Source organism: Gemmatimonadota bacterium, from assembly GCA_026706845.1.
Classification (GTDB): Bacteria; Latescibacterota; UBA2968; order UBA2968; family UBA2968; genus VXRD01.
This window is the reverse complement of sequence record JAPOXY010000112.1, coordinates 1-13861: the sequence shown is the minus strand read 5'-3', so window position 1 is coordinate 13861 and position 13861 is coordinate 1. Positions and strand designations below refer to the sequence as shown.

The window sequence follows — 13861 nt, the reverse complement described above, 5'->3', positions numbered from 1 at the left end:
CAATATCGACATATGTGCCGTCAACTCTGGCTATAACATAAAAAACCTCATTGCCCCGCAAAACCCATACTGAACTACCTGTACCGTGCATGAGAACGGGTTCAGAAGGACCATAGGTATGGGGAGGCAGGTCTTCGGGGCCATAAATCTGCACATTTCCATACGTGGGATCCCATTTCAAAAAAAACAGACTATCGCCCTTCAAAACCCAGGCTCTGGACCCACCACCAGCCATCATAACCGGTTCCGATCCATCTGAATCCGGCAATTCTTCAGGACGTTCGACCTCCAGTCTCACAAATGTGCCTTCGCGTTTTGCAGCGGCAAAATAGACATCGTCGCCCCGCAGTATCCAGGCAAAATCACCCGTGCTTTGCAGGAGCAGGACTTCTTTGATCTCCTCGCTACCGATTTCATGGGGACCATAAATCTGCGCCTGTTCAAATTCCCTATCCCATTTGAGATAGTAAATTTTATTCCCCTTCAAAATCCAGGAGGTCACTCCGCTACCGCCTATCATAGCGGGTTCTGGCACTTCTTCATCCTCGGCAAAAACAGACGCAGGTTTAGACAGCGGTAAGCTTGTAGTACAAGCAGAGAAAAGTAAAAACAGGACATAAGTAAAACGCCGATTAGACATTTGCGGTTCTCCGGTTGAGATAAAAATTTTTTTAGACGAACAAATGTATGGGTTATGGAAGAATCAGTCAAGAGGCGGCCAGGATGGGGTGCTTTTAACACTTGTCCCATTAACTATACACGCCAGCAAAATAAAAGTTCTCCCAAAAAAATAATAGGCCACATCGGGCAAACCCGTTTGTGGCCTATTGGAATAGCGGTCCGTATTAATGCAAATAAGATTTCAGCGGACGGCTGCGCGAAGTATGGCGCAATCGCCGAAGTGCCTTCTCTTTAATCTGACGCACGCGCTCTCGAGTCAATCCAAAACGTTCGCCAATTTCCTCGAGGGTAAGAGGCTGTTCGCGATTGATGCCAAAATAAAGTGTAATGACTTCGGCTTCACGAGGGGTGAGGGTAGCGAGGGCTTTTTCTATTTCTCGTCTGAGTGCGTCATCGAGAAGTGGATCGTCGGGAGGGGGTTGCATGCCGTCTTCAAGCACATCGAGCAGATTATTGTCTTCGCCATCTTTAAAAGGCGCGTCCAGTGAAAGATGCCGACTCGAAATTTTGAGTGTATCGCGTACTTCAAAATCATTCATGCCGAGTTCATCGGCAATTTCACCCGGACTGGGTTCGCGACCATACTCCTGTTCGAGACCACTCGAAGCCTTGCCAATTTTGTGGAGCGCGCCAACGCGATTCAGCGGCAGGCGAACAATGCGAGATTGCTCGGCCAGAGCCTGTAAAATCGCCTGTCGGATCCACCACACGGCATAAGAAATAAATTTGAAACCCTTAGTTTCATCAAAACGTTTGGCAGCTTTGATGAGTCCAAGATTCCCTTCATTTATCAGGTCGCCCATCGAAAGGCCCTGATTCTGATATTGTTTGGCGACACTTACCACAAATCTCAGGTTGGCTGTGGTCAACTCTTCCAGGGCACCTTGATCGCCCTTTTTTATTCGTTTGGCCAGCACGACTTCCTGGTCTGCTGTAAGCAACGCGACTTCGCCAATTTCTTGCAAATACTGATCCAGTGATTCATCTTCACGAGCATAAGGTCTTTTAGATAGTCTTGGCACTTCGTCAACCTCTCCTTCTTTGCACAGGGGATTTGCGCAGGTAGATGAACGGTCTGTCTTCCTGCAAGGATAAAGGATTTAGACAAAGGTCTGTGAAACGACAAAGGGAGAATCTTACATGAATACCTCCTATCTTTACCCGATTGCCACTGCCAAATCCCTTCCCTTTCTCGCACGGCAACGGGTTTTAACTTCTGGTGGGGCCAGAAGAAGTTTCTAATCTTCTCTATCTGATTCTTGTAATGATTTGAATTGCGCTTCCTGGTTTTGCAATTGCTCTTCGAGCTTGCCAATAGTCGCGATTTGACCTTGAACCGCTTCAGTTTGTGCCTCAATGGCGGCCTCATGATCTTTGAGTTCCTCGTATATTTGTCCACCAAGTTCGGTAAATGCATCGTGAATGGCGTGGCGGGTGCGCGCAATATCGAGGCGTGCGCGGCCGAGTTTGCCCAGATATTCGGCTTTTTCCGCTGCTGTAGCTGCGCCATCGCGAAGACCTTGCTTGATTTTTTCCCAAAGAGTTTCGGAATTCATTGTGTTTGCTCCAGCATTAAACGTCGGTTTGATTTCTTTTTACACTGCGAAGTTCGGATAGCAACTGCGCTCGATTTGCGCGTGAAATCTCCCGCCCCTGAATAGCAATACCCGGGGTTTCACGAGCAATCTGGCGCAGGCGATGTACTGGCAGACTTTCGAGGTCCACTTCATTCATTTCGTCTATTTCATCCGTTTTTTCCATCAACCCAAAAACATCGACGAGATCCTCATGAGGATTGGGAATCACGTGATGTGCCACCAGAGTGCCCACCTGTTGCGCCGCCTGCACGCCAGCTTCAACCGCAGCCTGCACTGCGCCAACATCGCCTAAAACGCGAATAGAAATAATACCACCTTCTATTTGTTCAACAGCAGACAACTCAACGGCCGCGGCTTTGGTTGCTGCATCGGCCGCTTCTGTAACGCCGACAAAACCCAGCGTTTCAATAAGTCCCAGGGCAGGTTTCATAAATGCTTATTTCCAAACAAAGAAAAGCGGCTACTCAAAACGCCAGGTGCGTATGAACAGCCGCCGAATAAATCCATTCAACGGTGTGTATTTTTGGCAGAGAAAATGAAAATGATGGTATGATCCAACGGAAGGTTCATTAGACTTGCCAATCTACGAATGTGTTGATTTATATGGATACCGCGAGAGTCAAAAGTAACAAATTTGAGGTCAGATGTCACGCATTTTTTTACATGTGAAAGCTATCCTAATGTAGTGTATTGTAATATAGTTATATAGCTTATAAAGGGAACTCATGAGTCACCATTGAAAACGACTCAGCCCCTCAGCAGTACCAAACCAGACATATCCGCCATCGCGAAGAACAACCTGTACCCGCGTGTGTGCAAGCCCATCGTACATCGTGTAATGTGTCCAGAGGTGGCGCGGCACATCTAAAAGAAAAGCCCCTGCGCTCGTGGCAACCCACACCTCATCGCTATTGGCCTCAATTGAGACGCGGTCTCTCCCACCTATCTCGGCGAGGGGATACTCGCGCCAGGTATTATCTCCCGGCCGGTATCGCACGGCTGCTGATGGGACATTTGTAGCAAGCCACAGATCATTGTTGTGCATAGCCAGCGCGCGTACCTTTCGTTTGGCAATACTATGGACCACAGGCCGCCAGGTGCGATCCCCCCGGGCACATTGAAAAAGACCGCTCTCAGTACCTGCCCATATATAATCGGGACCCGCAACCATAGCATTGATAATCGCGTATTCGCTACCCTGCACATAGTCGAGCGAATCGGCTTTAATATCCAGCATAGCCAAACCGCGTTCCGAACCAATCCAGAGAATGTCGTTATCGCGTGCCAATGCCTGCACCCGCCCCCAAAGGCGGGTTTCGCGATAAGTAAACCATTGTCCAGTGCGTCTGTAATACCGCATCAGACCATTGTGGGTGCCAAACCACACATTTTCATCACCGGGTAATATCGTGACAATCTGAGGATCGTCGAGACCGATAAGGCGGTTGGCTTCAAAATACTCCCACGTATTTGTACCAGAGCGATATCGGGTAATACCGCGCGCAGGTGCGCGATAAGTATCTGCGCCCCCAATCCACAACACATCGCCATCGCGTGCAATAGCAGTGACATTTTCTTCCAGCGGACCATAAGTGAGGAATGAAAGCTGACCATCGAGGAGTTCGGCCTGCCCCACACCCAGACCCCATGTGGCGATCCAGAGATGGCGCCACGAGTCAATCAACACATCTGTAATCGCGTAATTGCGCCGGGGACCTATGATCTGGTGCTCGTCGAGATAATAACCAAAGGGCGGAAAAACCGGTGGAATTTGGGGAACTGACCGCGGATTGTGCAGATGTGCAGGAGGTCTCCCCCCCTGCATAACGCTCTGCACGCCAGTGAGCCAACGACCCACACCCGAGGGCGTTTCAAACCACAGGTCACCCGTGTCGCTATCATAAGCAATCCGCTGCACCCTGTTATCGGGCAAGCCATCGCGGGTTGTCAGCGGAGCCAGCCAGGACTTGGCAAACCGGTCATAGCGGCGAATGCCCCCGGTCGTCGCCACAAAAATAACCGTCGGGCTTTCCGCTATAGACGTGACGTAATTCATGCTGGTAAAATTTTCCCAGCGATCACGGTCATACGCGGATGAAGGCGCGGAGAGCAGAACGGTCAGAAGCGCGATGGAGAAATTTTTTAGCAACACCTAAAGCCTTTCGCGTAGTGTGACCCCGAACATATCCCTCGCCGCCTCAAATTCGGGTATAGACGTCTTGCCATTGAGACTCAGTTCAGACAAAATGCGCCCCGTAAGCGGCCCGAACTTAAAACCGTGCCCCGAAAAACCTGCCCCGATGACCACATTGGGATTATCTGGATGGACATCCAGAATAAAGTCCTCAGTACCCGTATTGGTATAAAGACACGTCTCCCAATCGAGAAACCGCGCAACAGGCGGAACAAATTGCGCTTTAATAAATACGCGAAGATCGTCAATCGCGTCCTCCGGCATCTGCGTGGGCACATCGTCGGGATCGTCGTCAACACCACTGACAATATGTTTGGCCAGCTTGATCCCATCGCGCCCAAATTGCGGAAGACCGTAATAACTTATATCGCCCTTTCGCAGGAGATAACCCCAAACCGGAAAAGCCCCCGGTTGAAATTCTTCCCGCGATCCCTCAAGCTGGAAAAACCCAACCGTCTGGCGCGCCACTGCAACCTGCGAATTGAGAACCGGAAGCAAGCGAGATACCCAGGGGCCAGCCGTCACAATAAGGCGTTCCGTTTCAAAATCCCCCGCAGAAGTCTCCACGCGAATGGGATCGCGAGTAATATCAACGCGCTGGACAGTCGTATTTTCGCGGATCTCCCCATCCTGCCTGCGAATCAGATGAATAAGAGACTGAACAGCCTGAGCGGCAGCCACAAGCCCGGCCGTGCGGTCGTACAGAATACCAGCGGCATCTTCAAAGCGAAAGACCGGAAAGCGTTTCCGCCCCTCTTCCGGAGTGAGAGGTTCCACATCCACCCCCACCTCTGTCACAGCCCTGGCATAGCTCGTGTATTTCCCATCTGCTGGACCAAAAAAACAGCCCGGCGTGGGATAGATGAGTTGAACCCCTGCATCGCGCTCGAGCTGAGGCCACGACTCGCCGTGTGCAATTTGCATAAGACGCACATAATCTGCATTCACATAAGCACTGCGGGTAATACGCGAATCCCCGTGTGAACTGCCCCGGCCATGAGCGAGCGCAAACTGTTCAATCAGCCCAACATCACGTACCCCCTGCCGCAAAAGATGATAGCATGTACACAGGCCATTGATGCCCGCGCCGATGATGAGTGTATGGTATGTAGAAGACATAGTTGTATGATAAAGGGATTGCTGTAACGCGCCTCAAATGTCGTGATTCATCACATGCCCCAGATATCGATCTCAATTCCACTGCGCGACGTCTGGCGACGGTGGAATACCTTGTCCGCCCAGCGCCTGCCTTCACGACGGTCAAAGACTACCAGATGCCCCGCTTCTGCAGCGCACCGATCCATATATTCCGAGGTCTGTTCCAGGCCATCGGCAATGGTTTGTTCCAGGCCCTTATGGAGAATTTTGCACTCAATCACGATTTTGCGCGTCTGACTGCCCTGCGGCCAGACGATCAGCAGATCCGTGCGCATCTGGCCAAGGCCATATTCTCGTTCAATGCGTCCACCGCTGTTGACAATGCGTTGGAGAAAGGCTTGCAACAGCAACTGTGGACCGGCTTCCCGATACTCGAATCGCGTTACCCAATGCTCTGAGTGCTCGCGGAAGAAGGTCTGGAACGCGGTCATCAATTTGACCACATTCAGGCCACCATCGGCATTGACGTACCAGGTGGTGTCCTGGACAAGACCCGCTTGCGCAGCGTAGGTCAGTTCGCGCGGCACGACTTCGGCATAGATGGGGTTGGCGATGCGCAATGGATCATCTTCGGCGATCAAGCCCAGATCGCGGACGTATTCGAGGTCTCGGGCAGAGAACGCACTCTTTTCTGCCCCGCTCAAAAGCGGTTCGACAACGCGGCGCACGCGGTCTTCTTGTAATTTGTCCGCCAATTGATCCAGATGCGTCTCTCGGCGCAGGATGAGTTGCTCTTGCGCTTCGCGGATGTCGTCTGCGGTGATCATACAGAGTCGGTCTGCGGTATCACCGTCCTGGAAGCAGGTCTCGTCAGCCAGTGCATTGACCAGCCACGGCTGTCCTTGTGTCTGCGTCCAGATCAGTTCCAGCGCGTCGGGGGTGAACACCTGTCCCGTATCTTCGGTGTGCTGACCGAGTAATGCATGTACCTGATCCCTTGAGAAGTCGCCCAGGCGCAATGACTGCGCCTTGATGTTGAACGCACTGCCACCGGCGACGAGCGCGTTCTCTGCTGTTGACTGGATGCGGTAATCGCGCACATCGCGCACGCCGCACAATATCACGCTTTGCGGAAAACTCGCCGGACGCAGATCGTAGCCTGCTCGCAATTGACGCAACACGGACAGGAGCGCGTCGCCAATCAGGGCATCGATCTCGTCAATGAGTAGCACCAATGGCTTCGGGTCGGCCATCGCCCAGTGCATCAATGCCTCCTGTAAAGCAGCACCCGGCCCAACCTCGGCAAGAAGACCAGGCCAGATTCCGGTCAAAAATTCGTCGCCGAGTGTCAAGCGTGCCCGAGACGCCAATCCGGCCAAAATGGTGCGCGTCACCTGTTCCACATCTTCGCGACCGGCTTGCCCACCTTCGACATTGACGTACACACAGCGATAGTCGTCCCCCGCGTTGAGCAAGTCGCGCAGAGCCAGCAGGGCAGATGTCTTGCCCGTCTGCCTGGGCGCGTGCAGGACGAAATAGCGTTTGTCTCGGATGAACCTGAGAACCTCGGTGAGGTTGAGCCGTTCCAGGGGCGGGATGCAATAGTGGTCCGCAGCTACCACTGGTCCGCTCGTGTTGAAGAAGCGCATCGCTGTGTCTCCCTGTCTGATGCATTAGCTGCCCTGAATATATACAACATTGAGAGAGAAAGAGAAAAAATTTGGTTCCGCTGCCAATCGGTGAGACGTGAGGGAAATACCACAGAAACATATCATTTGACAACTACCCTGTGTGTCTGGAGTTACCCCGTTTTGTTGGAGTATTTAGGGGTCGCCTCATCCATTCCAACCCTATTATCTTCCACCTCGATAACAACCGCATCGTTCTCAACCCGCTCTAAAACTCCCTTTCCTTAACGCTGTAACTACGCACACATCCACAAAAGAGACATTCTGCCTCAAGGGTCATAAAAACTGCCATTATGACTGAAATTGGGTAGCAAAATCGGCACTCCTCGGATTAAATAATGGAACAAAAATTAGTATTTAGTTGTAAATAAAGTAATTAGCCGAATTTAAGGTTTCAGGCACGGATATTGCTTTAAAAATGGTAAAGTTGATATACCAAAGCGGTCAGCAGTCAGCAAAAACCTTCTGGATCGCGGCTTACACCATGCCGCGATGACGGCTTTCAAGTACAGCACCTGATTTGCTGATAACTGATGGCTGATGGCTTATAGCTAATTATTCCAAGGAGCATCTGATCATGGCAAACGACAACCCCCTCACAAGCGTAAATGCAATCGAAGCGTATAGCATCCCATCTGAATTACCTATGCTGGTAACATCTGAAGTGGTGATCTATCCCCTCATGGCCGCCCCCTTGCTATTGGAAGACGAACGCGCGGTAAAAGCCGCGCAAGCGGCAATAGACGCCGGGCACAAAGTAATCGCCATATTTGGAGAACTGGAAGAAAGCGATACCGAAGAAGACATCCGCCGGGAGTCTCTATATCCCGTAGGCACTGCAATCTACATCGCGCGATCCGCGGAAATGCCCGACGGCCGCATGCAAGTACTCGTACAGGGCATGGCGCGACTATCACTCATAGATGTATTGCAATCGCAACCTCATCCCATAGCACAAGTTGAGAAAATAGCATCAGAAATAGAACACAACACCGAATTGGAAGCACTCGCGCGCAATATATTCGGCCAATTCAAAAAAGCAGTAGCACTCGCCCCCAATGTACCCAGAGAAGTTGGGGCAGCCTTAGACGCCCTCTCAGAAATAACCCATAAAGCAGACTTCATCGCCTCACAGCTCAACGTGGGATTTGAAGATCAACAGAAAATACTAACCGAGCGCAATCTGTACCGACGACTGGAAGCCATCAACCAATTCCTCAATCGCGAAGTTGAAATACTGGAACTGCGGGAAAAAATCAGTTCAGAAGCCGCGGGATCCATGGAAGACGCACAAAAAGAATATTTTTTGCGCCAGCAACTGCGGGCAATTCAAGATGAACTGGGCGAAGGAGAGGACATCGGCGCCGAAATCGAAGAACTGCGCGAAAAGATCAAAGCCGCTGGCATGTCCGAAGAAGCAAAAACAGAAGCCGAGCGCGAACTAAAACGCATGGCACGCATGCCCGAAGCCTCTGCCGAATACACCGTATCGCGCACCTATCTGGACTGGCTCGTCGAACTCCCGTGGAACAAAAAGACAAGCGATCAATTAGACATCAAAAAAGCCGAGCGCGTCTTGAACGCAGACCACTATGGATTGGAAAAACCCAAAGAGCGCATCCTGGAGTACCTCTCCGTCCGCAAATTGAAAGACGACATGCGCGGACCTATCTTGTTACTCGTCGGACCCCCGGGCACGGGCAAAACATCACTGGGCAAATCCGTCGCACGCGCACTCAACCGCAAATTTGTCAGAATGTCATTGGGCGGCATCCGCGACGAATCGGAAATTCGGGGACATCGCCGCACCTACATCGGCGCACTGCCCGGACGCATCATACAGGGACTGCGGCGTGCCGGCACAAAAAATCCCGTATTTATGCTGGATGAAATCGACAAACTCGGCGCGGATTTTCGCGGCGATCCCTCCGCAGCACTACTGGAAGTCCTGGACCCAGCGCAAAACAACACCTTTGTGGATCACTACCTCGACGTCGCCTTTGACCTCTCAGAAGTCTTATTCCTCGCCACTGCCAACTCGCTCCACACAATCCCACCGGCACTCATGGACCGGATGGAAGTACTGGAAGTATCGGGATATACCGAAGCCGAAAAAATGGAAATTGCGCGACGATACCTGGTCAAACGCCAGATATCAGAACACGGATTGACCCCCAAAAAGGCATCCTTCGACAAAGCGGCCCTGCAAGAAGTAATCCAGCACTACACCCGCGAGGCTGGCGTGCGAAATCTGGAGCGCGAAATTGCAACCGTAACGCGCAAAGTAGCCCGCAAATTTGCCCAGGGCCGCAAGCGACGCGTACACATCCATCAAAAAAACATCGCCGAATATCTGGGACCGCAAAAATTCCGCCACGAAGTAGCCGAAGAAGATCACGAGGTGGGCGTCGCCGCTGGCCTCGCCGTAACATCTACCGGTGGTGATGTCCTCTTTGTCGAAGCAACAGTCATACCCGGTAAAGGCGAATTAAATCTAACCGGACAGGTCGGCGATGTAATGAAGGAATCTGCGCATGCAGCCATGACCTATGTGCGGTCGCGCTGGCATGAACTGGGGCTAAACGCGCAGTTTAACAAAAACCAAGATGTACACGTCCACGTACCCGCAGGTGCCGTACCCAAAGACGGTCCATCGGCAGGCATTACCATTGCCACAGTCCTCGCATCAGTATTCACCAATCGGCCCGTTCGCAAAGACGTGGCAATGACAGGCGAAATTACACTGCGCGGCAAAGTACTGCCCATCGGCGGCGTACGCGATAAAGTCCTATCAGCACACCGCGCAGGTGTAAAAACAGTAATCTTACCCGAAGAGAACCGCAAAGACGCACGCGAAATACCCGACACAGCGCGCAAAGACATAAGAATAGTATTTGCATCGCACATGGATCAGGTTCTGGAAACCGCCCTCATGAAACGCCCCCGCAAGCCAATGGCTGAGGTGTTCAGTGTGAATTGAGACGTATCCCGACCACGGGCGACCACAGGGGGTGCCTCTCACTTCATACTTCTCACTTCACACTTGCTTCTCTCACCCTTCAAAATACTCCACAAATTTCTCAAAAACAGGCTCCGGAACATAGCGTCTCACAACATCTTGCCAGCCATCGGGACCCACCAGCCCTTTGATAAAACTGGAACTGATCTCGGCAATCTCTCGCGGGGGCATCAAGAAGATAGTCGTAATCGTATCGTCGAGATCGCTGTTGATATAGCGCATCCTGCGCTCAAACTCATAGTCGCTCTGCGTGCGAATACCCCGCACAATATAACCTGCGCCAATACCGCGTGCGTAATTGACCAGAAACTGATTTTCGTAACTGGCGACAACGACATTATCGAACTGCGACGTGGTCTCACAAAGCAGATCGAGCCTTTCCTCCAGTGAAAACGTGTAGTCTTTATCCGGATTGATCCCAATAGCGACAACGAGCTGATCGAAAAGCTCTGCAGCCTCCTGAATAACCCACAGATGGCCGTGGGTAACGGGATCAAAGCTGGCGGCATAAACGGCTTTTTTCATCGTTTTCCTCATGAAATATCGGTGAGTGCCCAGGCAATGAGACCGAAAGTAATGAGTTGTGGTCGGCGGTCTTCATCCAGCAAATAGTGGACGGGCAAGATACCTTCGCCAGATTGAACACAAGTTGTATAAGAGCCGATAGAGAGTTCAACAGATCCATCGGCAACGAGCTTGTGATTGGAGCGCAAGAGAGACAGATCTTGAATCAGATCAAACGCCATTGGCAGAGAGTGCTTGCCACATAGCAAAATGTGGGGGAGTGTCCAATGGCTAAAGACCGGAAGCGTCGCGCGGTATTTGTATGCCCCATCTCGCGACTGGATATGACCATTGTTATTTTCCCAGCTTTCGCGCAGTTCAGAAATCGGAACCGGCTCCCCCTCGGCATCGGCGCGATAATTGTACAGCGTCCAGGATTTGAGGGTATCGTCGGGATTGCAAATCACATCCGCCTCAAAAATAGTCGGTTCGCCGCCAATGTGGGTTTGCTGGCGGATGCGATACGTGCCGCCCTGTTCGCGCCCAATAGTCAGCGAGCCATACACGGTATTGGGGCAAGGCGGCGGTTGCGCGGGCGCAAAGGACCAGTTGAGGATATCGTAAGTGAGCGTAGCGCAATCGGCATTCACGATAGACGTCTGGACCGGCGTGAAACCCGAGAGAAAATCGCGGATGGGTTGAACGGCATAGGGACCAATAGTGTCAATAGCCATGGGGTCAGGCCTCGTTGAGAACGGAAAGATACCAATCGATATAGTCGCGATAGACATTGCCGCGCTTCAGCCTGCCGAGATCGATTTCAGGCTCGGGATACATTTCAATTTGGGATATGTACTCGCGAAAATGTGCCCGGTGGCGTGCGACAATATCTCCACATTGCGCTTCATCGGCGAGATCTTGCGTTTCGAGCGGATCGTTTTCAAGATCGTAGAGACGCGTGTTATCCCGTTCAATAATGCTTTTGTAACGCGCATCGCGCACAGCAACCGATAGCCGACCAATAGAAGTTTCGCCGATGACATAGGTGCGCCACGGGACATCGCGCCGTTCAAAAATGGGACGCCATGAACGCGCAATAGTGGTCTTGGGCAAGGGCGGTGCGCCGGCATAGTCGCATATCGTGGCGGGAATATCGACGCCAGAGATGAGATGCTCGACATCCCGCACGCCTTCGGGAATACGTCCGGGCCACCACGCAATGGTGGGCACGCGAAACGCTTCTTCTTCGAGGAACCCCTTGCTGGTCTTGCTGTGAAAGCCGAGGCCATCGCCGTGGTCAGAGGCAAAGATGACAAGGGTGTTGTCAGCGTAAGGCGATGCGCGAAGGGCGTGCATGACGCGACCAACTTCGGCGTCAACCATCTCCACCATGCGGTAATACTGATAGATATAATACTGCCAATCGCGGCGCGACCAATGACGAGTACTGGGCCGCCCGCGCCGGGCGTATTCGTCGTCGAAATTGCCCGGAAGAGGCGGAAGATCGCCCTCAATTTTCGATGCAAAACCGTATTTGCCCGGGCCGCCGTGAGACATGGCGGGAAAGCAGCAATCGTGCGGGTTAAGGAATCCAACGCTCAAAAAGAAGGGTTTATCAGACGCGCGATTTTTCAGATAGGCAACGGCTGATCGGGCGACATTGCCGTCGTTGAGTTCGCCCATGCCGTGCTGGGGTTGCAACACGTCAAAGCTCGCGTGTAAATCGCGTCCCGTGACATGCCATTTGCCCGTGTACACACAGTCGTAATTTTCGCGGCGCAGCCACTGACCCAGGTCCGGGATACTGGGATCAATAGGATAGGAATTGACGACAACACCGTGTTCTTTGGACATGCGCCCCGTGTACCAACAAGCGCGCGATGGACAGCACTGGGGCATGGCACAGTAGGCATTGGTAAAGGTATAGCCTTCGCGCACGAGCTGGTCAATAGCAGGTGTGTGTACGTATTCGCAGCCGAGCGCAGAAATCGCATCGGCGTGCATCTGATCGACGTGTATAAAGAGAATATTGGGTTTCATGATTACTCCCAACGCTAAAGCCGATGGGTTTTACGGGCTATCTGATAAGCACTATTATTGAGCCACAAGGCGGTCTTCATTGAGCAAATTGCCATCCACCCCAAAATGTCGGAAAATAAGAACGGGAATATTATTCTCGCGCTCCACCACACCCTCCAGAAAACCACCGATAACATTGAGATAGCGGTGCTCGGGCAGCCGCTTATCCTCAGACCATCCACCCGCGTGTTCATCGCTGGCAGGACCACAGGAATATTCTCGCACCCCTGTTTCTGCATCAACAGAGACGTATTGCCAGTGCCGGTCACCGCAAACAACCACCATATTTTTTTGTCCCGCGATAAACTGGCGCAATTCATCCCCCTCATGAGAGAACACCTTATTGGCGTGGTTGTCTTTTTTATTTTCGCGGTCAGGACCAACCACTGGCGTGGGACTGATGAGAATGCGGAACGCGGCATCGGAAGCCCGCACAGTATCTTTAAACCAGACCTTTTGCTCCTTTCCCCAGATGGTCTTTTCAGGACCATCTGTCATCGTATTTGGACTCCGAAAATCGCGGCCCTCAACCATCCAGATCTGCAAATCCTTACCCCAGCGCACCGTTCGATACGTGCGGTCACCTATCCCAACCTGCTCCCGAAAAACAGCCAGACCCTGCTCAAAAGTAAATTCCCCCATAAACGGCGTCTGTTGACCCGGCCAACAATCGTTCATCCAGGTATCGTGATCATCCTTAATAAAATAACTGGCAACCTCCCGGTGCAATGCAACATTGGTAGGCAGGCTGTACATCCGCGCCCAGTGCCAGCGCGCCAGAGACAGATTCTTGGCCCGGCTGTCGTAATAAACGATATCCCCTGCATGCACAAAAAAATCGGGATCGCGCTTTAATATACTCGCGTAAATGCGATAGCCTCCCTCAGGTGCATCTTGATCGCCATAAGCCTGACAGGTAGAAACGTGAAAAACAACACGGGCGGACTGATCCTCAGGAGGTGCCGTGCGAAAAGGCCGGTAGAGCGCTGGGTGATATGTT

General features: G+C 52.0%; 11 protein-coding genes and 1 pseudogene. 1 reads left to right on the top strand and 11 read right to left on the bottom strand.

The genetic code is table 11. From position 1 onward, the window contains the following. From OXG87_11205 to OXG87_11175, 7 genes and pseudogenes are all read right to left on the bottom strand, one after another. Window positions 1–640 (bottom strand): hypothetical protein (locus tag OXG87_11205; GenBank protein ID MCY3870115.1); only part of this gene is annotated, 640 nt, incomplete at its 3' end. A gap of 205 nt (window positions 641–845) precedes the next feature. Continuing rightward, window positions 846–1703: an RNA polymerase sigma factor RpoD/SigA gene (locus OXG87_11200; protein MCY3870114.1), complete on the bottom strand. Its 858-nt coding sequence runs from the start codon at window positions 1701–1703 to the stop codon at window positions 846–848. A gap of 216 nt (window positions 1704–1919) precedes the next feature. Beyond that, window positions 1920–2237, bottom strand: a complete 318-nt coding sequence (locus tag OXG87_11195; protein ID MCY3870113.1) for a hypothetical protein — start codon at window positions 2235–2237, stop codon at window positions 1920–1922. Between the two features lie 223 nt (window positions 2238–2460). Then, a pseudogene (locus tag OXG87_11190) lies at window positions 2461–2709 on the bottom strand (BMC domain-containing protein). 300 nt (window positions 2710–3009) lie between these two features. Further along, entirely contained in the window at window positions 3010–4428 is a 1419-nt protein-coding gene (locus tag OXG87_11185; protein MCY3870112.1) for a hypothetical protein, read from the bottom strand. Window positions 4429–4431: 3 nt separating this feature from the next. Beyond that, window positions 4432–5592: an N-methyl-L-tryptophan oxidase gene (gene solA, locus OXG87_11180; GenBank protein ID MCY3870111.1), complete on the bottom strand. Its 1161-nt coding sequence runs from the start codon at window positions 5590–5592 to the stop codon at window positions 4432–4434. A gap of 50 nt (window positions 5593–5642) precedes the next feature. Then, window positions 5643–7220 (bottom strand): ATP-binding protein, encoded by a 1578-nt coding sequence (locus tag OXG87_11175; protein MCY3870110.1) that lies wholly within the window; start codon window positions 7218–7220, stop codon window positions 5643–5645. 616 nt (window positions 7221–7836) lie between these two features. Between OXG87_11175 and lon the strand changes: the two genes are divergently transcribed. Then, window positions 7837–10239 carry an endopeptidase La gene (lon, locus tag OXG87_11170; protein ID MCY3870109.1) on the top strand — a complete coding sequence of 801 codons (2403 nt, stop codon included), beginning with the start codon at window positions 7837–7839 and terminating at the stop codon, window positions 10237–10239. Between the two features lie 72 nt (window positions 10240–10311). On the opposite strand, the gene coaD is transcribed toward lon, so the two are convergent. The 4 genes from coaD to OXG87_11150 all read right to left on the bottom strand — a co-directional run. After that, window positions 10312–10803 carry a pantetheine-phosphate adenylyltransferase gene (gene coaD, locus OXG87_11165; GenBank protein ID MCY3870108.1) on the bottom strand — a complete coding sequence of 164 codons (492 nt, stop codon included), beginning with the start codon at window positions 10801–10803 and terminating at the stop codon, window positions 10312–10314. Window positions 10804–10811: 8 nt separating this feature from the next. Then, on the bottom strand, window positions 10812–11516 hold the full coding sequence (locus tag OXG87_11160) for a hypothetical protein (protein MCY3870107.1): 705 nt from the start codon (window positions 11514–11516) through the stop codon (window positions 10812–10814). A gap of 4 nt (window positions 11517–11520) precedes the next feature. Further along, window positions 11521–12822, bottom strand: a complete 1302-nt coding sequence (locus tag OXG87_11155; GenBank protein ID MCY3870106.1) for a sulfatase-like hydrolase/transferase — start codon at window positions 12820–12822, stop codon at window positions 11521–11523. 54 nt (window positions 12823–12876) lie between these two features. Further along, the coding region (locus OXG87_11150) for an alkaline phosphatase D family protein (GenBank protein ID MCY3870105.1) at window positions 12877–13861 on the bottom strand (985 nt) is incomplete at its 5' end.